Annotated in this window: 21 protein-coding genes, 1 pseudogene and 1 riboswitch; of the genes and pseudogenes, 17 read left to right on the plus strand and 5 right to left on the minus strand. The window is 51.5% G+C overall.

Annotation, left to right across the window (positions count from 1 at the left end; all coding sequences use genetic code 11):
- Positions 1 to 29 precede the first annotated feature (29 nt).
- Complete coding sequence (locus B9D94_RS05385; RefSeq protein ID WP_076151571.1) at positions 30 to 932, minus strand: DMT family transporter; 903 nt, start codon at positions 930 to 932, stop codon at positions 30 to 32.
- Between the two features lie 284 nt (positions 933 to 1,216).
- Between B9D94_RS05385 and B9D94_RS05390 the strand changes: the two genes are divergently transcribed.
- Positions 1,217 to 1,927 (plus strand): metal-dependent hydrolase, encoded by a 711-nt coding sequence (locus B9D94_RS05390; RefSeq protein ID WP_006212311.1) that lies wholly within the window; start codon positions 1,217 to 1,219, stop codon positions 1,925 to 1,927.
- Positions 1,928 to 2,042: 115 nt separating this feature from the next.
- On the opposite strand, the gene B9D94_RS05395 is transcribed toward B9D94_RS05390, so the two are convergent.
- Positions 2,043 to 3,044 carry a lipoate--protein ligase gene (locus B9D94_RS05395; protein ID WP_036639785.1) on the minus strand — a complete coding sequence of 334 codons (1,002 nt, stop codon included), beginning with the start codon at positions 3,042 to 3,044 and terminating at the stop codon, positions 2,043 to 2,045.
- A gap of 175 nt (positions 3,045 to 3,219) precedes the next feature.
- On the opposite strand from B9D94_RS05395, the gene B9D94_RS05400 reads away from it, so the two are divergent.
- The 11 genes and pseudogenes from B9D94_RS05400 (at position 3,220) to B9D94_RS05450 (ending at position 14,468) form a co-directional block, all read left to right on the plus strand.
- On the plus strand, positions 3,220 to 4,335 hold the full coding sequence (locus B9D94_RS05400) for a pyridoxal phosphate-dependent aminotransferase (protein ID WP_148246574.1): 1,116 nt from the start codon (positions 3,220 to 3,222) through the stop codon (positions 4,333 to 4,335).
- A gap of 67 nt (positions 4,336 to 4,402) precedes the next feature.
- On the plus strand, positions 4,403 to 5,158 hold the full coding sequence (locus tag B9D94_RS05405; protein ID WP_148246575.1) for an adenosylcobinamide amidohydrolase: 756 nt from the start codon (positions 4,403 to 4,405) through the stop codon (positions 5,156 to 5,158).
- On the plus strand, positions 5,155 to 6,132 hold the full coding sequence (gene cbiB, locus B9D94_RS05410) for an adenosylcobinamide-phosphate synthase CbiB (RefSeq protein WP_148246576.1): 978 nt from the start codon (positions 5,155 to 5,157) through the stop codon (positions 6,130 to 6,132). The genes B9D94_RS05405 and cbiB overlap by 4 nt, the downstream gene beginning before the upstream one ends.
- Positions 6,123 to 6,899: a histidine phosphatase family protein gene (locus B9D94_RS05415; RefSeq protein WP_148246577.1), complete on the plus strand. Its 777-nt coding sequence runs from the start codon at positions 6,123 to 6,125 to the stop codon at positions 6,897 to 6,899. Before cbiB ends, B9D94_RS05415 begins: the two co-directional genes overlap by 10 nt.
- Positions 6,900 to 7,051: 152 nt before the next feature.
- A riboswitch (cobalamin riboswitch) is annotated at positions 7,052 to 7,257 on the plus strand.
- Positions 7,258 to 7,505: 248 nt separating this feature from the next.
- On the plus strand, positions 7,506 to 8,513 hold the full coding sequence (locus tag B9D94_RS05420; protein ID WP_148246578.1) for an ABC transporter substrate-binding protein: 1,008 nt from the start codon (positions 7,506 to 7,508) through the stop codon (positions 8,511 to 8,513).
- Positions 8,510 to 9,556 carry a FecCD family ABC transporter permease gene (locus B9D94_RS05425; RefSeq protein WP_148246579.1) on the plus strand — a complete coding sequence of 349 codons (1,047 nt, stop codon included), beginning with the start codon at positions 8,510 to 8,512 and terminating at the stop codon, positions 9,554 to 9,556. The genes B9D94_RS05420 and B9D94_RS05425 overlap by 4 nt, the downstream gene beginning before the upstream one ends.
- Entirely contained in the window at positions 9,553 to 10,338 is a 786-nt protein-coding gene (locus B9D94_RS05430) for an ABC transporter ATP-binding protein (protein ID WP_148246580.1), read from the plus strand. Before B9D94_RS05425 ends, B9D94_RS05430 begins: the two co-directional genes overlap by 4 nt.
- A gap of 67 nt (positions 10,339 to 10,405) precedes the next feature.
- Positions 10,406 to 11,476, plus strand: coding sequence for a nicotinate-nucleotide--dimethylbenzimidazole phosphoribosyltransferase (cobT, locus tag B9D94_RS05435; protein WP_148246581.1), 1,071 nt, complete (start codon positions 10,406 to 10,408; stop codon positions 11,474 to 11,476).
- Positions 11,473 to 12,051 (plus strand): annotated as a pseudogene (gene cobU / locus B9D94_RS05440) (bifunctional adenosylcobinamide kinase/adenosylcobinamide-phosphate guanylyltransferase). The gene cobT and the pseudogene cobU overlap by 4 nt, the downstream one beginning before the upstream one ends.
- Positions 12,048 to 12,869 carry an adenosylcobinamide-GDP ribazoletransferase gene (gene cobS, locus B9D94_RS05445; protein ID WP_148246582.1) on the plus strand — a complete coding sequence of 274 codons (822 nt, stop codon included), beginning with the start codon at positions 12,048 to 12,050 and terminating at the stop codon, positions 12,867 to 12,869. Before cobU ends, cobS begins: the two are co-directional and overlap by 4 nt.
- 204 nt (positions 12,870 to 13,073) lie before the next feature.
- Positions 13,074 to 14,468, plus strand: a complete 1,395-nt coding sequence (locus B9D94_RS05450; RefSeq protein ID WP_006212297.1) for an L-cystine transporter — start codon at positions 13,074 to 13,076, stop codon at positions 14,466 to 14,468.
- Positions 14,469 to 14,657: 189 nt separating this feature from the next.
- Here the strand turns inward: B9D94_RS05450 and B9D94_RS05455 are convergent, their stop codons facing one another.
- On the minus strand, positions 14,658 to 15,746 hold the full coding sequence (locus B9D94_RS05455) for a M24 family metallopeptidase (protein ID WP_148246583.1): 1,089 nt from the start codon (positions 15,744 to 15,746) through the stop codon (positions 14,658 to 14,660).
- Positions 15,747 to 15,978: 232 nt separating this feature from the next.
- On the opposite strand from B9D94_RS05455, the gene B9D94_RS05460 reads away from it, so the two are divergent.
- A complete protein-coding gene (locus B9D94_RS05460) occupies positions 15,979 to 16,479 on the plus strand; it encodes a GNAT family N-acetyltransferase (RefSeq protein WP_063480453.1) in 501 nt (166 codons plus the stop codon).
- A gap of 166 nt (positions 16,480 to 16,645) precedes the next feature.
- Here the strand turns inward: B9D94_RS05460 and B9D94_RS05465 are convergent, their stop codons facing one another.
- A complete protein-coding gene (locus B9D94_RS05465; protein ID WP_148246584.1) occupies positions 16,646 to 18,103 on the minus strand; it encodes a MocR-like pyridoxine biosynthesis transcription factor PdxR in 1,458 nt (485 codons plus the stop codon).
- A gap of 109 nt (positions 18,104 to 18,212) precedes the next feature.
- Between B9D94_RS05465 and B9D94_RS05470 the strand changes: the two genes are divergently transcribed.
- Together B9D94_RS05470 and B9D94_RS05475 are read left to right on the plus strand one after the other, a co-directional pair.
- On the plus strand, positions 18,213 to 18,788 hold the full coding sequence (locus B9D94_RS05470; protein WP_063480451.1) for a GNAT family N-acetyltransferase: 576 nt from the start codon (positions 18,213 to 18,215) through the stop codon (positions 18,786 to 18,788).
- A gap of 115 nt (positions 18,789 to 18,903) precedes the next feature.
- The gene (locus B9D94_RS05475; protein ID WP_306084866.1) at positions 18,904 to 19,377 is read left to right on the plus strand and encodes a GNAT family N-acetyltransferase; all 474 of its coding nucleotides are present in this window, start codon (positions 18,904 to 18,906) and stop codon (positions 19,375 to 19,377) included.
- Positions 19,378 to 19,444: 67 nt separating this feature from the next.
- Here B9D94_RS05475 and B9D94_RS05480 read toward each other — a convergent pair whose 3' ends face one another.
- Entirely contained in the window at positions 19,445 to 19,789 is a 345-nt protein-coding gene (locus tag B9D94_RS05480; RefSeq protein ID WP_063480450.1) for a hypothetical protein, read from the minus strand.
- A 186-nt stretch (positions 19,790 to 19,975) separates the two neighbouring features.
- On the opposite strand from B9D94_RS05480, the gene B9D94_RS05485 reads away from it, so the two are divergent.
- Together B9D94_RS05485 and B9D94_RS05490 are read left to right on the plus strand one after the other, a co-directional pair.
- Positions 19,976 to 21,133 carry a response regulator gene (locus B9D94_RS05485; RefSeq protein WP_006212290.1) on the plus strand — a complete coding sequence of 386 codons (1,158 nt, stop codon included), beginning with the start codon at positions 19,976 to 19,978 and terminating at the stop codon, positions 21,131 to 21,133.
- Positions 21,134 to 21,299: 166 nt separating this feature from the next.
- A complete protein-coding gene (locus B9D94_RS05490; RefSeq protein WP_006212289.1) occupies positions 21,300 to 21,785 on the plus strand; it encodes a hypothetical protein in 486 nt (161 codons plus the stop codon).
- Positions 21,786 to 21,869 lie beyond the last annotated feature (84 nt).

The raw sequence follows: 21,869 nt of genomic DNA on the forward strand, positions 1-21,869 counted from the left end.
TCTCCTTTGAATCTATCTCTGTCTTATCTCTATTGTACCTTCTGTGGCGCAGACTTCAATTCCGCAATCATCATTCCTGCCAAAATACATAAACAACCGATGCCTCCGATGAGTGTAAGCCGCTCCCCGGCAAACAGGATTCCGGTTAGCGCAGCGAATACGGGCTCTGTTGCGTAGATGATGGCTACACGGGAAGGCGTCGTGTATTTTTGACAGACGGTTTGAATCCAGAAGGCGAAGGCGCTGGTGGGTCCGATGGATACAGCCAGTGCCCACAGGACGTTCGGCTGGGTCAACTTCTCCACGAGGTCGGACGTATTCCCGACATGTTCAGTCACCACGGAAGCGATCAAGCTGCATATTCCGACAACAGCCATCTGAAGCGCAGCCAGGAGCAAAGAAGGATAACGCCCGGCATAAATGCCCGTGTAGCCGATATGAAGCGCAAAACCAATGGCACATACCAGCACCAGCAAGTCCCCTTGATTCAGACGTATTCCCGATCCGGTGAAGGTCAGCAGATACAGGCCTGCTGCCGCAAGCAAGGCGCTGATCCAAGTGAATTTGGAGATGGCATGCTTTAATAAGGCGTAGGATATGAAGGGTACCAGCACAACGGACAAACCTGTGATAAATCCTGTATTGGATGTGGTCGTGTACAGCAGGCCGGCGGTTTGAAACGCATAGCCTATAAATAAAAAAAGACCCAGCAGACAAGCATGAACAAGCATTTTTCCGGAAATTTGCTTCCACTGGCTCCGATAAAACACCGTAATGATGAATGCCAGAAGCAAGGCCGCTCCCAGAAAACGGACAGAATTAAAAGCCATCGGCGGGAGCACGCGTACCGCATGCTGGACGATGAGAAAGGTAGATCCCCACATCATAGCCACCACGAGCAGGCTGAGATCGGCGATTCGTGCGCGTTTCACTTATGTAGTCATCCTTTCCGAAAATGAGAAACTCCAACTCCTGATGAGAGTCCGTACAGTTGTCCCCGGCAGAAATCCGGGGCAAGTGATCAAATTGTATCCCATATCAGAGGATAGGACAACCATTTTTAACCCTAGCAAAAGTGGAAGGGCTAGACAAAAAGAGGATGATTTTGCTATACTTATGAACCGAACGTATATTCTCATGACCCTGGGCTTATCGGACGAAAGACCGGCATCTATCCCATAGTCAACACAGAGCTTTAGAAAGGAAGATTGTCATCATGATGGGGAGAGCTCATTTGATTATTAGCACAGGGGTTACTTTATCCGTAATGGGCATGAGCGGGGTGCCTGTCACATTGCCTGCTGCGGCTGTGGCCCTGGTTAGCGCTCTGCTTCCCGACATTGACGAACCCAACTCCCTGCTGGTCCGCAAAGCCATTCCTTCAGGCATGCTGAGGATACTTCAGCTCGCCATGATTGGCGCCGCTATATTCGTTGCATTCTATGGCAAGGAGTATGCGCCATGGAACATCGCCCTGGCCGGACTGATCGGGGTCGTGTCATACCTGCCAAGCCGGACGCTGCGTCATATCGTGATGTTTCTGATCGGTCTTGGACTGATATCCTTCGGGCAAAGCTTCAGCCCATGGAACACGATTGCAGGCAGCGTGCTGATTGCAGGTTCATTGGTGACCCATCGCGGGTTAACCCATACCGTCTATGCTGCCGTTGGATGGACAGGTCTGCTCTATTTTGCATCGCAGGGCAAGATCGGCGGGGAAAGTCTATGGTTTGCCGGAGGTCTGTCCTATTCCATTCATTTGCTTGCAGATGCCTTGACCAACCGCGGCATCCGGCCGCTGCCGCCGTTCAAATGGAGAATTAAATTTAAAATTATGAGCACGGGAAGCAAGTGGGGGCGTACAGTAGAGAATGTATGCATACTGTTGACGCTTATCCTGGTGTGGTATGTGTTTATGGCCTCGTGATGAATAGCTGTTATCGACGAAAAAAGCCTCGCACCCTTCTGTGTTTTTTACCACATGGGGTGGGAGGCTTATTTAAATTTGGGCCGGAATCCAGTAACAGGATGCCTCAGACCTTCTATTCCTCAAGAAAGATGAGGCTGATCAGATCATCAAACTCCAGGTTGCCAAAATAGTGTTTGACGTTGATGTCTGAGAGTGCGGTGCGAACGGCATGCTCTTCGTAACGTTTGCCGCGGAGCAGGTTTTCGATGTCAGCGACATCGCCTACACCGAAGAAGTCGCCGTAAATTTTAATCTCTCCAATATGTCCTTCACGGATATCCATGCGGATATCGATAATGCCCACCGGGAATTTCTTGGCATGCTTCACGTTGCTCTCAGGGGACAGTCCGTAGTTCCAATCCCAGTTCCGATAACGCTCCTTCGAGATTTGGTTGATGATTTCCCAGTCCTTCTCCTGAAGCACATACTGCGGCACTTGGTCAGGCTCCATGCCAAAAATCGAGCGGAGCAGTTCAGCGCGGAACTGTTCAATGGTCATGTCGGTGCCGAGCAGCTCCTTGATGTTTGCAACGCGGCTGCGGACGGACTTGGTGCTCTTGGATTTGAATTTTTCCGGATTGGCATTCAGCGATGCCTGTACGTCATCCAGGTTCAGATCAAACATGAGTGTGCCGTGGCTGAACATGCGTCCCCGCGTCGAGAACTGAGCGTTCCCTGAAATTTTCTTCTCGCCGACCTGGAGGTCATTTCGGCCGCTGAGCTCAGCGGGCACGCCCATCTTTTGCAGGAAGTCGATGACCGGCTGGGTGAACTTCAGGAAGTTGTGGAAGGACTGCCCGTCATCCTTTGTAATAAAGCTGAAATTCAGGTTTCCGAGATCATGGTATACTGCGCCGCCGCCGGACAGCCGGCGTACAATCTGAATGTTGTTGTCACGAACGTATTCCTGGTTGATCTCTTCAATCGTATTCTGATGCTTTCCGATGATGATGGAAGGCTTATTAATATAAAAGAGAAGGTAGCTCTCGTCCATCGACAAGTGCTTCAAGACATATTCTTCAATCGCTAGGTTAATGGATGGATCATGGATCCCCTGATTATCGATAAATAGCATAGTATCCTCCGTCGTCACAATTCAAAATGTGGTGCCACAAAGACTATTGTAAACCAATTTTAAGGCAGAGACAAAGCATTCCATGTTGACGAGTCAAGGAATGTAGCGACATAATGGTGGCATTACATAACGGCAGGGCTTGCAAGCGCTGTGGAATGGAACTGGAGGAGCCCGTATGAGTGATAAAAGACAACCCTTGATCGAGGTATACGGACATGGCGGGGATGTGGAGACAGCTGCTTCGACGTTTGGACAGCCGATTTCCGCTTTTCTGGATTACAGCGCCAACATTAACCCGCTTGGACCGCCTCAAGGGGTCATAACAGCATTGCAAGAAGGACTGGGCGCAGTTATTCGTTACCCGGATCCCGGGCATCGCAGCTTCAAGGGAATGCTCGCTGAGGAATTGCGCACCGATGCCCAGCGAATTCTTGTCGGCAATGGGGCGGCAGAATGCATGGCATTGCTGCTGATGGGCCTTCAGCCGCGAACGGTTGGAGTGGTCGATCCCTGTTTTTCCGAATATCGGGAGCTGTCTGTCAAGTTCGGATCGGATATCCGATCCGTTTGCGGTCGCCCGGAACGGGACTGGCGTGCGGACAAGGCGGATATTGTGGCGCTGCTTGCCCGCACGGATTTAGTATTCTTGGGGCAGCCCAACAATCCGAACGGGGTTCAATACAGCCTCGAGGATATCCGCGATATGGCGTCTGCTGCAGAGCAAGAAGGGAGTTGGCTGGTGCTGGATGAGGCCTTTATTGATTTCATTCCGCTGGAAGACAGGCAGACCTTGATGCCAGAGCTCCATCAATATCCTCGGACGGTAATCGTAAGATCGATGACCAAGTTCTATGCGATTCCGGGTCTGCGGCTCGGGTATACTATTGCGCATCCCGATGTCATACAGGCGATGGCTGGCAAGCAGGTCACATGGAGTGTCAATGGGCTGGCATTGCTTGCAGGAGAAGTGTGTTTAGGGAGCGGAAGGGATTATGAACAGAATACGCTGCAGCTGATTCACGAAGAGCGTGTCAAGCTGATGCAGGGACTGCAAGCGCTGGGGCTCGATGTTACGCCAGGGGAAGCCAATTTTCTGCTGATGGAGCTTCCGCAGCATATGGACGCAGAAAGTTTTCAACGGGAAATGGGCAGACGCGGCGTGCTTGTCCGCAGCTGCGCCATGTACCCGGGTCTGGGTGAGCGCCATATCCGGCTAGCCGTTAAAGATGCCCAGTCCAACGACAGGATGCTTGCCATGGCGGCGGAGGTTCTTTTGAAATCTTCTGGATGACGTGCCTTAGGGATTGTCAGAACGGCAGTTACATGGGCAGCGCACTTGGTGGGGAGTTAACAAGATCATGGAGCAGGGAGAGAGAAACGTGGCCGTACCTTTTCTAACAAGCAAGAGTCACCTTTACCGTTCGGAAGCGTGGCCGGGAACGACAGTGTTCCTGGAAGCGGAGCAGGATTACCCGCATATTCGGATATCGCTGCCGGATCAGGCCGTTTCCTTAAGCAGTGCCATATATGGCGGCGGATTTGGGCGTGTGGATCATCTGGTGAACCGCTATGTGGACAGGCATTACGATTGCAGTGATCCCGTAAACGATATGTTTAGCTTTATCGAGGAACACGGGTATCCGGCTGGCTCTACGGCGGGATTGATGACAGCGGTAAAACTGAAATATGCATCCATATGGGAAGAGCGTGGGGAACAAGCCTCCATTCTATGCTGCGCCACCGCTGGTGTGGGCAATGCTGCGCGTGCAGGATCAAGCCGTACGACCTTTGCCGCTTATCAGCCGGGCACGATTAATATCATGCTGTTGATCGACGGGATGATGACGCCTGCTTGTATGGTGAATGCCGTCCTGACGGCAACGGAAGCAAAGGCCGCAGCACTTCATGATCTGGGCGTGAAGGATCATGAAACGGGAGCCATCGCGACCGGAACGACAACCGATGCCATCGTCTTGGGGGTTAGCGGAAATCCCGCTTACGGCGTGAATCATCATTATGCCGGAACTGCAACCGATATGGGCGGTATGATTGGCCAACTCGTTTACCGCAGTGTTACGGAGAGTATTGTCTCTGAGAGAGCGGACCGGATATGACAGCCATATGGGTCATCTGGGCAGCCGTGCTGCTGGACTTACTGATCGGGGATCCGAGATGGCTGCCCCATCCTGTCATCGGCATGGGGAAGGTCATTCGCCGGGTGGAAGGATGGATACGCCATCGTGCGACTACGGCTCAAGGCCTGAAGCGTGCGGGCATTCTGCTGCCGGTGATTGTGGCCGGCGGCTCCTTTGTGCTGACTTGGCTTCTGCTGCTGTTGTGTGCGGCGATTCATCCTTGGCTTGCCTGGGGAGCGGAGATCGTGCTCATAGCCACTACGATTGCTGTAAAAGGGCTGCGTGATGCCGGACTGGAAGTATACAGCCATCTTAATTCCGGGAATCTCGCCAAAGCGAGATACTCCCTTAGCATGGTGGTCGGCAGAGACACCGACCATCTGGATGAGCCGGAGGTTGTACGCGGAACGGTGGAGACGGTGGCGGAAAATATCGTGGATGCGGTGATCGCCCCGCTGTTGTTTGCCCTGATCGGCGGAGCGCCGCTTGCAATGGCCTACCGTGCGGTGAATACACTCGATTCCATGGTCGGTTATAAAAACGAGAAATACGAGTCCCTAGGCTGGGCTTCCGCCCGTTTGGACGATATCGCCAATTGGATACCAGCGCGCCTGACCGCAGGCCTGTTAACCGTGGTGGCTGCGATGTTCTCATTGCAGTGGAAGCAAGCGATTGCGATGGTCAAAAGAGATGCACGGAAGCATCCAAGCCCGAACAGCGGCTTCCCGGAATCCGCGGTTGCCGGTGCCTTGGGCATTCGCCTGGGAGGTGAGAATTCCTATCAAGGCGTGATCTCGTTCCGGGCTTACATGGGCGATCCCGAACGTGCGCTTCATGCAGAGCATATTCGGGTGACAACCCGGCTTCTGCTGGGCGTATCCATTCTGTTCACGGTACTCGGCACAGCGGTGCTGGGGCTGATTACAGCAGCCGGAGGTGCGTTATGGCTGTAAGACTGAACCTGCATCTTGTTCGTCATGGCCGTACGCAGTGGAATGAGGAACGCCGTTACCTGGGTCACGAGGATCAGGGGGCTCTGATGGAAGGGCTGGAACAGCTGCTTCCGCTGCGGGAGGAGTTTCGCTCCAGGCATTTTGCCAAGGTCTATTGCAGTGATCTCCTTCGTTGTAGACAAACACTGAACTGCATCCTGTCGGATTTACATATGCCCGGCATTACAAATGAGGTCGAGCTTGGCAGCGTTATTCCCGGTGTCTGTTATGACAGGAAGCTGCGGGAGTTTGATTTTGGCGATTGGGAAGGAAAAACCTACGAGGATTTGAAGGAAAATGCGGCTTATCGGCGCTGGATCGACAACCCGGGAACGGTTACGCCGCCGAGCGGGGAGAGTTGGCCATCTTTTTGTTCCCGAATTGAGGTTTTTCTGGCCGAAATGTATCAGGATATGAAGGGGTTATTGTCGATGCAGGAAGGCCCCGCTATTCTCTTGGAGTCAGAGTCAGAGTCAGAGTCAGAGTCAGAGTCAGAGTCAGAGTCAGAGTCAGAGTCAGAAGCAGCGGGCCACGATACTGAGACTCAGCCGGGGGTGCTCGATATGGACGTGCTTGTAGTCACCCACGGGGGCGTCATCCGGCAGATTGCAGCGGCAACCCTCCCGGATACAGAATTCTGGGCTACGTCGGTATCGCCGGGCGAGGTGCTCCAGCTGCAGCTGGCCTGGGACGGAGCACGCTGGCGAGGCGTACGGGTAAACGAATAAATGAAATCGTACGATTTTGGCGAGGAATGAACGATAACGGGAAAAACCAATATCGTTAAACCCTTGAAACGAGCGAAACTTCCAGTTGTAAGGCGATGGTTTATCGCCTATAATCTTGTGCAGAGAAACCATGCTTGGCCTATCATAAATAAATTCATATTGTTTGCGAGGGTCCCGGACAGAAGAGGTTATTCATGTCTTCTGCCGGGTTAATAGGGAAGCCGGTGCAAGTCCGGCACGGTCCCGCCACTGTGAAGCAGGGACTTCTCCACATGCCACTGAGCGTCAGCGCTTGGGAAGGCGGGGAAGTCGTTACAGCCTGTAAGTCAGGAGACCTGCCCTTAGCGAATGAATGACGGTCCTTCGAGGAGAGGATTACGTTTTGCAGTCCCGTGCGGACGGCAGTTTAAGGCGCTATCTGTGAACGGTTATCCAGGTGTCCTTACGTTAAAACGTAATCCCTGAGTCCTTATTTACGAGGAATCAGGGATTTTTGCTTCTTTGGAGTATGACGATTGACGTTTTTCTTCCTGCTCAGGGGATCGGTTGAAGGAATTTAGACGTACAGCGCCAGGTTCTCAATTATGTTTAGGGGGATTTGAAGAGATGAAAGCAATAAACAAAACATGGTCCGTATTTCTGGTAGCCATACTGATGGCTCTGGCCTTGATCGGCTGTGGCGGGGAAGAAGCGGCACCGAAAGAAACCACGCCGCAAGCTGCACAGGAGCAAGGACAGACCAACGAAGCGCCAGCCGACTCCAGTGAGGAGCTTAAGACCACGTATCCATTAACGGTTAAGGATTCAACCGGGGTTGAAATGACGTTTGATAAAGCGCCGGCTAAGATTGCATCCTTGACTCCGTCCGAGACGGAAAAGCTGTTTGCTCTGGGTCTGGATGAGGAAATCGTAGGCGTATCGGATAATGACGATTATCCGGAAGCCGCGAAATCCAAGCCCAAATTGGGCGGATTCCAAGTGAATGAAGAGGCTATTATTGCAGCTGATGCCGATGTGGTGTTTACCGCTTCGATGAATGCACAGAATGCCGAGAAACTGCGTGAGCTTGGCGTAACCCTGTTTGTCAATGATCCGAAAACCATCGATGCCGTGATGGAGAACATTGAGCTGATCGGACAAATTACCGATCGTCAAGCTGATGCCAAAGCGGTCGTAGATCAGATGAAGCAGGAACTGGCATCCGTTACGGAAGCTGTGAAATCCGTGAAGGATGAAGACAAGAAGAAGGTGTACGTCGAGTTCTCCCCGGGATGGACTGTAGGCAAAGGCGAATTTATGGATGAGATCATCACTGCAGCCGGCGGTGTTAATGCAGCTGGCGATACGGAAGGCTGGTTCGAAATCAGCGAAGAAAAGATTATCGCTGCGAACCCGGATGTCATTCTGTACACGGACGATGTGGTTGATGAAGCGACCAAAAAAACACTGGATCAACTCATTAAAGAGCGCGGAGGCTGGGATCAGATCGAAGCCATCAAGAACGATCAGGTCATTGCCGTAGATGCCAACCTGCTGAGCCGTCCGGGTCCCCGCGTTACGCAAGGACTGATTGAAGTGGCGAAGGCCGTTTACCCGGAACTGATGAATCCATGAATAAAAAACTTGCAGGATTCGGTGCGGCCGGCGTTATCCTATTGCTGCTAACCTTGGTTGTCAGTCTCGGAATCGGATCCGTTCACCTGCCTGTGAGAGAGATTGGGGCGATGCTGCTGCACCGGCTGCCGGGGATCGGCGATTCCATCCTCCCGAGCTGGGAAGCTTCATCCGAACAAATTCTGATGAAGGTGAGGTTACCGCGGATTTTGCTGGGGATGCTTGTTGGAGCTTCCCTGGCGGTAGCCGGGGCTGCCTTTCAGGGCGTATTGCGTAATCCGCTGGCGGATCCGTTCACGCTCGGTGTATCCTCGGGTGCTGCGCTTGGCGCAGCATCCCTGATTTTTTTCGGGATGGAATACTCCTTTGCTGGAGGTTACACCCTGCCGCTTGTAGCATTTCTGACCGGAGCAGGCACATTGTGGGTTGTGCTGCTGTTGGCAAGGGATCAAGGAAAGCTGCCGATTCACGGACTGATCCTGTCCGGGGTGGTCATGCAGTCGTTTCTGGGCGCTGTGGTTTCGTTTCTGACGGTGATGTCCAAAGATACGGTAAACCAAATCCTGTACTGGACGATGGGGAGCCTGAGCATGCGCGGATGGTCGTATACGGCCATCCTTTTCCCGTATTTTATCGTGGGATTCGCGTATTTATGGAGCCGGTCGCGAGCGCTTAATATTTTGTCGCTTGGGGAACGGCAGGCCGCTCATATGGGATTGAATGTGGATCGCCTGAAGACAAGCGTACTGATCGTAGCTACCCTCCTTGCCGCCGCTGCCGTATCGGTCTCCGGCGTCATTGGCTTCGTGGGGCTTGTGGTTCCGCATATGATACGCCTTATCACAGGCTCCGATTACCGTATCATTGTCCCTTTGTCGGCTCTGGGCGGTGCGATTTTTATGGTCTGGTGCGATACGGCTGCACGATCCGTGCTGGCTCCAACGGAAATACCGCTCGGGGTGGTCACTGCATTCATAGGCGCTCCTTTCTTTGCGTACCTGCTGTACCGGAACAAAAAACGGCGTAGGGAGGGGTTAGCATGATTAGAGCCCAGGGTCTTGGCAAGGCATATGGCCAGGTGCCGATACTTGCAGGTGTAGATCTGCACATAACGGAAGGTGAATGGTGGGGAATCATCGGTCCGAATGGAAGCGGCAAATCCACCCTGATGCAGCTGTTATCCGGTGTGGAGAGTCCTACGGCAGGGAGCGTCTCGCTCCGGGGCAGGGAGCTTTCGAGTTATAACAGAAAAGCGCTGGCACAAATCGTAGCCGTCCTTCAGCAGGAAGGTCTCGATCCGACGGATTTTACCGTGCGGGAAGTGCTGGAAATGGGACGCTTCCCGTTTCTGAATTGGCTTGGTCGAGAAGATAAAGATGCGACCCCGCTCATTGATGCCATTATTCGGAAGCTGGATCTTGGCGGTTTCGAGGAACGTCGGCTTACCGAGTTAAGCGGGGGTCAGCGTCAACGAGTTGCCCTTGGCAAGGTGATGGTCCAGGAGCCGTCCTTGCTGATGCTGGATGAACCGACAACCTATCTGGATATTCGCTATCAGCTTCAATTCATGGATATGGTGGCAGAATGGCGGAACTCATCCGGCATTACGGTGATCAGCGTACTGCATGATCTGAACCTGGCGGCTCAATTTTGCGATAAGCTGCTGGTTCTGGATCAGGGAAAGGTCGCAGGGGTCGGGAAGCCGGAGGAAGTGCTGACAGCAGAATATATTCGCCAAATATTCAGGGTAGAGCCCTCCATTGTCACCCATCCCGAGAACGGAGCTCCACAGGTGCTGTTAACGGCGAACAGCACATGGTCCTGACAGCTCTTGCTCCGGCTTCTGCTGGCGATGTAAGATTTAGGTGCAAGAAAGAAGGAGGAAGTTTGAATTGAGTAAATCCTTGACGGATCATTTGAACGATATAACGGCTAACATCAAACCTCTGAATGCCGAAGTGCAGGCCGCGACCGCAGCCTATTTGGACACCTTGACGAAACCTCCGGGGAGCCTTGGCAAGCTCGAGTCGCTTGCAATTCAATTAGCCGGGATCACAGGCAACATCAAGCCGTCGTTTACAAAAAAATCTGTCGTTGTCATGGCCGGGGACCATGGAGTGTGTGAGGAAGGCATCAGCGCATTTCCGGCAGAGGTGACGCCTCAGATGGTCATGAACTTCCTGAATGGAGGCGCAGCTGTTAACGTGCTGGCTCGCCAGGCGGGAGCCGACGTTCATTGTGTTGACATCGGTGTCGGGACAGAGCTGAACCATGAGAAGCTCCTCTCCAGGAACATTGGCAGAGGAACCGCCAATATGGCTAAAGGACCGGCCATGACCAGAGAGGAAGCGCTGCAAGCCATCATAACCGGAGCAGAGATAGCGGCAGAGCTGGCTTCCCAGGGGACGCAGATGTTCGTGACCGGTGAGATGGGCATTGGGAACACAACGCCAAGCGCCGCGATCTTCTCGGTTCTGTCAGGCAAACAACCCTCTGAGGTTGTGGGACGAGGAACTGGCGTAACCGATGAGCGGCTGATACATAAGATTAACGTTGTGGAGCAGGCTATACAAGTCAATCAACCGCATGCGCATGATCCTCTGGATGTGCTCTCCAAAGTCGGGGGTTATGAAATCGGCGGATTGACGGGGCTGATCCTCGGTGCAGCTGCACACGGATGCCCTGTTATCATCGACGGTTTTATTTCCAGTGCGGCGGCTTTGATTGCAAAATCGATTTGTCCGGAAGCCCTCGCTTATATGATTGCCTCTCATGCTTCGCATGAGCAGGCGCATGTTCTTCTGCTCGAAGAACTGGGACTTCACCCGATGCTGCAAATGGACATGCGTCTTGGAGAAGGAACCGGCGGCGTGCTGTGCCTGCATCTGGTGGAAGCGGCTTGCAGGATCATGCAGGAGATGGCGACGTTTGAAAGCGCCGGAATCAGCGGGGGATCGGTATGAGCCAACAAGGAAGCGTGCTGGTCACGGGAGGGGCAAGAAGCGGGAAGAGTTCATTCGCGGAGAAGCTGTGCATGAAGCGGGCTGAATCCGGAATGTATGTGGCGACTGCGCAGGCTTATGACGATGAGATGCAAGCACGCATCCGCATCCATCAAGACCGGCGGCATGATTCCGCTTATGGGTGGCAGACGGTGGAGGAGCCAATTGCCTTGCCAGAGCTGCTGGACACGCTTGGCGAAACGGTTTCAGATGCTCCGGCCGTAGTGGTGGACTGCCTTACGCTGTGGCTTACGAATGTACTGCTCCAGGCTGAGCCTGAAGGAACAGCCGTGATGTAAGAGCGTCTGGGCCTTTCGATCGGCAGGCTGGCAAGAGCGGTTCAGGTCTATCCGGGCCTGGTCATTTTGGTGACAAACGAAGTGGGGTCGGGCATTGTGCCCGAATATCCGCTGGGCAGGATATACCGCGACTGGGCCGGGATTATGAATCAGAGGCTGGCCCGGGTCTGTGACGAAGTATTTCTGGTGACCGCGGGAATTCCGGTGGAAATCAAGAGCAAGGAGTACCTCATATGAGCAAGATGATACAGGCGGCTGCGGCCGCTTTTCAATTTTTATCGAGGCTTCCAATTCGGCGCGAGATTCCCTTTACGCCAGAGGTTCAGCAGCGGAGCGTTGTTTTTTATCCATGGGTAGGCGCTGTTATCGGTCTGATTGTGGTCGGTTTGGGAATCGGCTTGAGCTTTGTGCTGCCTTCATTTCCTGCTGCTGTCATCCTGCTGATCGTATGGGTAGCGCTGACGGGCGGGCTTCATCTGGACGGCTGGATGGATAGTGCGGACGCCCTGCTAAGTCATCGGTCACGCGAACGGATGCTGGAGATTATGAAGGACAGCCGCGTAGGTGCGATGGGGGTCATGGCGTGTATGCTGCTTCTCCTGCTGAAGGCTGCCTTGATTATGTCCGTATGGGATTTATCGGAGGGGTCCTGGAAGCAGGAAGCTTGGCTGCTGGTGCTTGCTCCGGTCTGGAGCCGATGGTTCATGGTTCATGCCATGTATCGCTGGCCGATGGCGCGGGGGAGTGAGGGGCTTGCGGCTTTGTTTCACGGACTGACCGCTGGAAGAAGAAGGCTGGCGGGCTTCATGGCTGCGTTGTTAACAGTTGTCATCATAGGTCTCCAATGGGTCATGGCAGATACCGCTGATTATTGGCTGCTGGGCATCGGGGGATTCTTTTTCATACCGTTCATTTCATGGGCAATCGGAACGGTAACGGCGGAAAGGATGAGCCAAAGACTTGGCGGACTGACGGGAGATACTTACGGGGCGCTGAATGAACTGATCGAAGCGGTTGTGTTAATATTTGTGGTTCTGCTCTTGAAACTTACATGATAAGATAGAAGAGGCATAGCAGTGGTAATCCGATCAACATAATCAACATCAGCTGAAAAACAACGATTTCGATAGGAAATCTACGGGAATGGGTAATGTTATGTTTAGAGTGGGCCGTGAGATGGAAATGAATACATACTAGCGCACTTATGACATGAGGATGATACAACATATCCTTATACAAGAATGGGAGGAATGATTAGGATGGAAACGCTTTGGGTTATCATCAATGTCCTTGTTCTGATTCTGCTGGTCGGCATTTTGTACTGGATGCAGAAAAAGCATTACTCGTTTACCAAACGAGTGTTTGCAGGACTTGGCTTGGGTGTGTTGTTCGGAGTGGCACTGCAGCTCATCTACACTTCGACTTCCGATGTGGTGGTGAAATCCACCGACTGGTTTAATCTGATTGGATACGGGTATGTTCGGCTGCTGCAAATGATGGTTATTCCGCTTATCATGGTATCGATCATATCGGCTATCATGAAGCTGAAGGGAGGCCGGAATGTTGGCAAAATGAGCGGCCTCATCATTACGGTGCTCCTGCTAACGACGGCGGTTGCTGCAGCAGTTGGAATTACAACCGCTCTGGCATTTGATTTGTCTGCCGTGAATATTCAAGGCGGTGCTGCCGAAGAGCAGCAAGGCGCACTTCTGCAAGAGCGGCTCGGAGATGTTGAGGGCCGGACTCTGCCCCAGCAGATCCTTGATTTCATTCCGAGCAATCCGTTTGCCGACATGACCGGAGCGCGAAGAACCTCGACGATTGCGGTCGTCATTTTCTCCGCATTCATCGGGATAGCGGTTCTCGGTTTGGACAGGAAAAACAAGGAGCAGGCGGAAACCTTCCGCAATATGATCTCGGCAGTCTATGGCGTCGTCATGCGTATCGTGACCCTTGTGCTTCGTCTGACGCCTTACGGGATTCTTGCATTGATGGCCAAAACGATTGCCACAACGGATCTGCAGGTCATCATGAATCTGATCGATTTCGTGCTGGCTTCTTATGTGGCCTTGATTGTTATGTTCATTATCCATCTGGTGCTGCTTGCGATATTCGGGTTCAATCCGCTCAAATATGTGAAGAAGGTGTTCCCTACCCTGACCTTCGCCTTTACGTCACGCTCCAGCGCGGCTACCATCCCGCTGAACGTACAGACGCAGAACAAAAAGCTAGGTGTCTCCGAAGGCATTGCGAACCTGTCGGCATCGTTTGGTGCCACGATTGGGCAGAACGGCTGCGCAGGCATTTATCCTGCCATGCTGGCCGTTATGATCGCGCCGACAGCCGGTGTGGACCCAACCTCCTGGTCGTTTATCCTTACCTTGATCGTGGTTGTTATGATCAGTTCCTTCGGCGTGGCGGGTGTTGGAGGCGGAGCAACCTTCGCTTCACTCATCGTGCTGTCGACGATGAACCTCCCGGTAGCCCTGGCGGGTCTGTTAATATCCGTAGAGCCGCTCATTGATATGGGCCGTACAGCTCTGAATGTGAATGATTCCATGACAGCCGGCGTAATTACAGGGAAAGTTATGAATGAAGTGGATAAAGACGTGTTTAATGATGACAACATTGAACTGGACTTGGTTCAGGGATAAGCGAAATAAGCGAATTGAATGGAGGGCCATCTTGACGGCGAATGTTGTGCCGGCAGGATGGCTTTTTCGCCTCGGGTGCGTACAAGGATAACATGGATCAGAGACAGCAAATAGGCCGTTGTAAACAGAGAAAGCCCGAATACCGTTGCAATAACGGCATTCGGGCTTACTGCTATGATGAAAACAACGTTAACCGATGATGGTCAGCTCTTTCGGGAAAGAGGTTAGCACTTCTACGCCATTCTCGGTTACGATGACATCATCCTCAATCCGTACGCCGCCTACTCCTTGCAGGTAAACGCCAGGCTCGATTGTAAATACTGCACCGGGCCGCAAGAGTTCTTGGTTCATGCCGTGGATCGATGGATATTCGTGAACATCCATGCCAAGCCCGTGTCCTAAACGGTGTACAAAAGCATGGCCGTATCCTGCATCGTCAATCACCTTACGAGCCGCCCGGTCAATCGAACCATAGGTTACGCCTGGCTTGACGGCTTTAATACCGGCCAGGTTCGCAGCGAGGACCGTCTCATAGACGTGTACGGCTTCAGGCTTCGGTTCGCCTACGGCAAAGGTACGGGTAATATCCGACGCATAACCTCCGGCATATACGCCCAGATCAAACATGAGCAGATCCCCGGCTTGAATACGGCGTGTTCCGGGGACCCCATGCGGCAGCGCTGTGTTGGGACCTGATAGTACCATCGTGGCGAAGGAGGGGGCATCCGCGCCCAGCTTCTTCATCAAGTATTCCAGCTCTGCTACAAGCTCAATCTCGCTGACGCCGATTTTTACCTGGGCCAGTCCTTGAGTAAGAACCTCTTCAACCAGCCGGACTGCATGCTTGATGATCTTCACCTCATCTGCGGACTTCCGGATTCGCAGTTCCCGGAGAACAACACCGACATCATCGATGCGGTCAGCGTTCACATGCTGCTGGAGCTGCTCATAACGGGAGACGGTAAGCTGTTCCTTCTCCACGGCCCATGTCCCGGCTGCCCCATGAATTTGCCGTTTAAGCAAAAGATACGGGTTCTCGGTATCCTGATGAGTGACAATATTCTTAACCGTTGAAGCAGCCCCGGCCGCATCGGCATCCAGAGCCGGCACGATAAGCACCGGCTCATTCGCAAGGGAGAGGAGCAGGCCGAGAAAGCGTTCATGAGGATCGCTCGCAAAGCCTGTCAAATAATAGACATGCTTGGGGTCTGTCACCAGCACATGATCCCAGCCGTGTGTATTCATGGATTGCTGCAAACTTTGCAGTCGTTCGTTCATTTGCATTCATTCCTTTCTTATTCGAAAAACGGTCGTTATGCCTTTAATGTTAGGGTATCGTGTTCCTTAGTGTAAGTAAAGTTTTCCTTGGGCAATACATTCGTGAATAATCTCCCCCTAAGAAAATAGAAGCGTTTTTCCGCTGCCTCTTGTACAATAGATCTCATATGGAGCAAGGCATCTTACACTCATTATGAGACTTTATTACGCATCTATTCGGAGGTAGAACATGATGACGCATCAATACCGTATCGATTACGCCGTCAAAGAGGATTTGCCGGCCATTGTGGACATCTACAATTCAACGATTTCAGGCAGAAAAGTAACCGCCGACCTGGAGCCTGTTACGGTGGAGAGCCGTATTCGCTGGTTCGAAGAGCACAGCAGCGATTTTCGGCCGCTGTGGGTCATGCACTCTGATGATGGAATGGTTGCATGGATGAGCTTTCAATCCTTTTACGGGCGACCAGCCTATAATGGAACTGCTGAGATCAGCATATATGTAAACGAGAAATATCGCGGTACTGGTGCCGGCAGTATACTGATTGAGAAGGCAATTGAGGAGAGTCCGCGCCTTAAGGTCAGCAATTTGGTAGGGTTTGTATTTGGTCATAACGAACCGAGCCTGAAGCTGCTGAAGAAGTATGGTTTTGACCAGTGGGGGCTGCTCCCCGGGGTTGCGGAGCTTGACGGGATCAAGCGGGATCTGGTCATCGTAGGCCGTTCTGTGTAACCACCGCCGCGAGAAGAATACAATATCTGCCGGCGTTACCGACGCATTGCAGACCAAATGAACAGAAGGCTGTCCCCTGCTTCAATCTAAGGGGGCAGCCTTTTGTTGTGAAAATATACAGCGTTCCGCAAGCAGTATGGCCTGCCTGCCGATGCCAAAATGCTCCCTAGATACGCAGGTCGCCTAGCCAGCAGTCAGCCAGCAGCTTAATGCCTGCTTCAATCTCATCTTCCCTCAGTCCGCCAAAACCGAGAATGAACTCTCGATGCTCCGGTTCCTTGGGATGATCAGGGTTAGTCATTCGCGTATAGGAAGCGGAGTTTACGCGGATTCCCCGATCCTCGGCTATCGTCTGCAGCTCCTCCTCGGACAGGGGATGCCTCAGGCCGAGCATGAGGTGAAACCCGGAGCCGGTACCTGATATATGAGCGCGATCTCCAAAGTGATACCTAATGGCGTTGATCAGGCGATCATGCTTTCTGCGGAGTTTCATTCTCATTTTGCGCAGATGCCGTTCGACATGGCCTTCCCGCATAAAGCGCTCCAGTGTGATCTGATTCAGCTTAGAGGCCGTACAATCCAGAAACAGCTGGAACTTTAATTGATGATAATCCGGCAGCAGTATGTTCGGCAAAATCATATATTGGATGCCTAGCGCGGGGGACAGCACCTGCGAGAACCCTCCCAGGTAGATGACACGGCTGTCGGGCAGCAGCCCCTGAAGGCTCGGGATCGGTCTTCCCTCATATCTGAACTCACCATCAGAATCTTCCTCGATAATGAAACCACCGGTCTCATCTGCCCATTGCAGAAGCGACAGCCTGCGGGAGATGGGCATGATGACCCCCGTCGGGAACTGGTGGGAAGGGGAGACGGATACGAAGGATGCTCCGCTGCTTTGCAGTTCCTGCTGATGGATCCCATCCTGAAGCACGGGGATGGGAATGACATCGTAGCCCTTCTGCCGGAAAACCTCCGGGTGCTGCGGGTAACAGGGGTCTTCTACCGCGATAGTCTGTCCGTAAGGAAGCAGCAATCGGCTGACCAGATCCAGAAGAGGGAACGGGTCCGAGCCGATAATCACCTGCTCAGGTGTACAGGATACCCCGCGAAAACTCCTGGCGTAGTTTGCAATCTGGTAACGGAGCCCTTCCTCGCCTTGAGGGTCACCGTAGAACAGCATGTCAGTGGTGGCATTTTCCTGCAAACAACGGTTATAGGTTTTTCTCCATTCCGTCAGCGGGAAATATTGATATTCATTCTTCGACATGTGGAAGTCGTATGGGAAGTAGCGGTGGCGCTTAAGCATCGGCACTTTTGGTAAAGACGTTTGTATAGGAGGCGAAAAGGGAGGATCGGCTGCCATCTGAACATAGTATCCGCTGCGGGGTTTGCTGGCAATGAACCCTTCCGCCAGCAGCTGCTGATACGCCATTTCAATCGGCGTGGTGCTGACATTAAGCAGCTCCGCAAGCTTGCGCACGGAAGGAAGACGGGCTGAATGAGGCCACTGACCGCCTGAAATCTCCTGTTTGATATATTGATATAATCCCACATACAGAGGGATAGAGGAATCATCAAGCGCTGATGTAATCTCTGTTTGATTAAGGGGAACCTGTTTCATAGAATCTGTCCTTTATAATTATTGGAATCTGCATATATGGATATGGTCAATGTATTGATATAGTATAAGGGATTTCAAGTTCCAGAGGAAACAGGAGGTTACAACGGCAATGAGTTCAACCATATGGAATCCGAAACCGGTACGGTTTCTGGAAGGCGAGCGGATCTACTTGAGACCCGTCGGACAAGAAGACACAGAAGGATATTTCCAGATGCTGTTCAATCCGGAAATGCGGAGGCTGACGGGGACAAGACAGGCTTTTACGATGGAAGGCGTTCGTCGATATATTGAGGCTAAATCTGTTGGCGGCGATACCGTGCTGCTCCTGATTGCTTTATCGGATAACGATCAGGTCATTGGTGACGTAGCTCTGCAGGACATCGATCATATAAACCGGAATGCTAATATTCGCATTGCTATCGATTCCGCTGAGCATCTAGGTAAGGGATATGGACCGGAAGCGATCAGGCTTTTGTTGGAATATGCCTTTGGACTTCTTAATCTTCACCGGATCGAGCTGCAGGTGTTTGATTATAACGAACGGGCGATTAAGGCATACGAGAAGGTAGGGTTTAAACGGGAAGGGGTCCAGCGTGATGCGCTGTACTACAATCACCGTTACCATGACTCCATTATGATGAGTATCCTGGAGGATGAATACAGGGCGTTATATCATCAAGCGTAATAGCGGATATCGGGATGGTTAAATAGGGTTATCCATGCAAACAATTCATTGAAATCTGCATTCTAAACACCTGCATGTCCCCAGTACACTAGAATTAACGATGGACAAAAAGGATGTGGGATGTTTGAAGGCGGAGATTTATGTATATCGAGCAGAATTGCAGGATCTGGGCAAGGCAGCCGGTTTATTCAATCAGTATCGGCAATTTTACAAGCGGGATGATGACTTGTCCGGGGCAGAGCAATATATCCGGGAGAGACTCACTCAAGGGGATTCAGTTATTTATTTAGCAGTCTCTAAGACGGCAGATACTCTGGTTCCGGCAGGTTATGTACAGCTATATCCATCCTTATCATCGCTCTCGATGTCCCGCATATGGATTCTGAATGATCTGTTTGTGGATTCGGATTACCGGGGGCATGGCATCGGCAGAAAATTGCTTGATCAAGCGAAAATGCATGCTGTTCAAACCGGTGCCAAGGGGCTGACTTTGTCCACGCAGCTGCATAACCTGAAAGCGCAGCGGTTGTATGAATCCGCGGGGTACGCGAGGGATGATGAGTTTGTGTATTATAACCTGAATGTATAATTATAGAGAGCGGTATCCTCATCTATAAAACAAAGACGATTCTTCCAGCTGAAGAATCGTCTTTGTTTTATAGATATATCGAGCGTATTTTTCGGAACACCTCAACCCGCGCAATTTTAAGCCTCCACATCTGATCCAGCAGCTCGCGCTGCATGTCTTCATCATCCGTTGCCTTCAGATCATTGTACAGGACAAGCATGCGGTCATTGATTTGATCCACGCATTGCCACAGCTCCTGCTCGGTGCACTCGTCCTTTTTCATGTGCGGTTTGGACTGCGGCTCCTGCATTTGCTGGAGCGTGGCCATAATATCTGCCTGCCACTTCGTATCTCCCAAGCGAATGGCCAGATTCAGAAGATCGAGATAATCATCAAGGGACAAAGATGCCGGTTCTTTATCGTGATACTCCAAGTTGAAGGCCCCCTTAGCAAACTCTTTCTCAGTTTTATACCAAGTATTATACTTGGAATTATAAGTTTTTCAAGAGAAAAAATAATGAGTATATTGTCATAATTGCGATATCGATTGTTGCAACAATGCGCAGGAATCAATATAGTTAAATATGACCGTATTTTTCCAATCCAAGGAGTAATATGAATGAAGGTAATTCTCGTAGATGACGAACCGTTGGCCTTGAAGTATTTAGAACGGCAGCTGTTAAAACTGGATACCATTTCTATAGATGTAATAGGCGCGTACACGAATCCCTTTGAAGGGAGAAAAGAAATTCTATCACGGGATGTGGATATCGTTTTTTTGGATATCAGCTTACCCGAATTAAACGGAATTGAGCTGGCCGAGCAGCTTCTGGAACAAAAGCCCCATCTGTGCATTGTTTTTGTGACGGGTTATCACGAGTATGCCGTTACTGCATTTGAATTGAATGCGGTCGATTACATTGTGAAACCCGTGCAGATCGACAGAGTGGCCAAAACGATGGAGCGCTTGCGAAGCCGCATTGCTGCAAGGCCGGAAGAGGTTATGGAGCCCAACCGCAAAATTCGGATGACAATGTTTCGTCAAGTGATGGTCGAGCAGCCGAATGATCCAGGGCAATTTGCCATGCTCCATTGGCGGACAACCCGGGCCCAGGAGATATTCATCTATATGCTGCAGCATAGGGGGCAGCTTGTTCGAAAGTCGGCATTGATCGATATGCTGTGGCCGGAGTTCGATATGGACAAGGCATATCCGCAGCTGTATACCGCCATTTATCACATCCGAAAGACCCTGGAGCCTTACGACACTAGGTTTCAGATTACCAACACGACGGAAGGCTACGTGCTGAATATAGAGGACGTACAGCTGGACATCGAGGAATGGGAGAACTGGTTCTCGTCAAACCCTTCCGTGTCGGCCGCTTCGATTGATCGGCATATTGAAATGATGAAGCTGTACACAGGCGATTACCTGCAGGAATATGATTATTGGTGGGCAGAGGGAGAACGGCAGCGCTTGAAGGAGTTATGGCTTACTTCTTCTTTATGCATGGCGGACTGGTATGTGGAACAGGAGCGTATGGATGAGGCCATATTGTGTTATTCCTCGATCCAGAGGCAGCATCCCATGGAGGAGAAGGCCTATTTTTCACTCATGAAATTATATGTGATGCAGGATAATCCGGCACAAGTGCACCGACAATTCGCTCTTCTGTCTCAATTATTAAGGGATGAGATGGGTGAGGAGCCGAGTCCTTACATAAAAAAGTGGTACGACGAATGGAACCACGGAGCTCATACTGAGAGCCTGAACTAGAATAACACTTATATTGCGCGTAATCACCGGATATGCATTCGGTGATTTTTTTTATATTGTTCGAAGAAGGAAGACCTGCATTCTGGTGCCCTGTTCAGAAATTGTAGAGGATGGCCGCCTATACTCTGGAGAGAATCATAAGAATCAGGAGGTACATCATTCGGTTATGAAATTTATTCGGAGATTTAAGGATTCTTCGCTGCATAAGGCTGTGGGGCTGGAGCTTGGATCGTTTCGGGAGCTTGAGCTGGATGCGGGGAAGGATGTCCAGTATTGCAGAGGCTTCTATGTTCATTTCAACACAAAGCTGATCGGCATCGTAGCGACAGACGAGGGGCCTGTATTCATATGTGACCAGGAGAAGTTTTTGCTAGATGAGCAAACACTTCATTTTTTATTGCAAAAAAATGCGGAGGTCAACACGTTTATTTTCATGTGGGAGGGCAAAGTGAAACTCCAAATCCCTTATCTGCGGTCGCTCGTTGAATACAACGGAAAATGGGTGGATGATTCGATATTCGATTTTTTCTCGTGGCTGTATGAGGCGTCGGGAAGGAAAAGATTTTATTCTTATTATAGGTTAAAACATGTTTCTGCCGCAGAATTATTTCCATACCGGCCGCTGCAGCGTGAAGGGAAGGCGGTTGTGTAAGGGGTGTGCCTGACAGTAGGTTAAGCTGAAACTTTGTCGAAATTAAAGACAGCGGTCCTGTAACGATGTAAAATAATGGACATG

It is taken from the genome of Paenibacillus sp. Cedars (assembly GCF_003184205.1).
Lineage (GTDB): Bacteria > Bacillota > Bacilli > Paenibacillales > Paenibacillaceae > Paenibacillus_AQ > Paenibacillus_AQ glucanolyticus.

Coding starts and splice junctions, on each gene's coding strand:
- B9D94_RS05470 (WP_063480451.1), top strand. CDS start 18,213: ATGAGTTCAACCATATGGAATCCGAAACCGGTACGGTTTCTGGAAGGC.
- B9D94_RS05465 (WP_148246584.1), bottom strand. CDS start 18,103: ATGAAACAGGTTCCCCTTAATCAAACAGAGATTACATCAGCGCTTGAT.
- B9D94_RS05420 (WP_148246578.1), top strand. CDS start 7,506: ATGAAAGCAATAAACAAAACATGGTCCGTATTTCTGGTAGCCATACTG.
- B9D94_RS05455 (WP_148246583.1), bottom strand. CDS start 15,746: ATGAACGAACGACTGCAAAGTTTGCAGCAATCCATGAATACACACGGC.
- B9D94_RS05405 (WP_148246575.1), top strand. CDS start 4,403: ATGGAGCAGGGAGAGAGAAACGTGGCCGTACCTTTTCTAACAAGCAAG.
- B9D94_RS05485 (WP_006212290.1), top strand. CDS start 19,976: ATGAAGGTAATTCTCGTAGATGACGAACCGTTGGCCTTGAAGTATTTA.
- B9D94_RS05390 (WP_006212311.1), top strand. CDS start 1,217: ATGATGGGGAGAGCTCATTTGATTATTAGCACAGGGGTTACTTTATCC.
- B9D94_RS05450 (WP_006212297.1), top strand. CDS start 13,074: ATGGAAACGCTTTGGGTTATCATCAATGTCCTTGTTCTGATTCTGCTG.
- B9D94_RS05490 (WP_006212289.1), top strand. CDS start 21,300: ATGAAATTTATTCGGAGATTTAAGGATTCTTCGCTGCATAAGGCTGTG.
- B9D94_RS05430 (WP_148246580.1), top strand. CDS start 9,553: ATGATTAGAGCCCAGGGTCTTGGCAAGGCATATGGCCAGGTGCCGATA.
- B9D94_RS05395 (WP_036639785.1), bottom strand. CDS start 3,044: ATGCTATTTATCGATAATCAGGGGATCCATGATCCATCCATTAACCTA.
- B9D94_RS05460 (WP_063480453.1), top strand. CDS start 15,979: ATGACGCATCAATACCGTATCGATTACGCCGTCAAAGAGGATTTGCCG.
- B9D94_RS05415 (WP_148246577.1), top strand. CDS start 6,123: ATGGCTGTAAGACTGAACCTGCATCTTGTTCGTCATGGCCGTACGCAG.
- cobS (WP_148246582.1), top strand. CDS start 12,048: ATGAGCAAGATGATACAGGCGGCTGCGGCCGCTTTTCAATTTTTATCG.
- cbiB (WP_148246576.1), top strand. CDS start 5,155: ATGACAGCCATATGGGTCATCTGGGCAGCCGTGCTGCTGGACTTACTG.
- B9D94_RS05425 (WP_148246579.1), top strand. CDS start 8,510: ATGAATAAAAAACTTGCAGGATTCGGTGCGGCCGGCGTTATCCTATTG.
- B9D94_RS05400 (WP_148246574.1), top strand. CDS start 3,220: ATGAGTGATAAAAGACAACCCTTGATCGAGGTATACGGACATGGCGGG.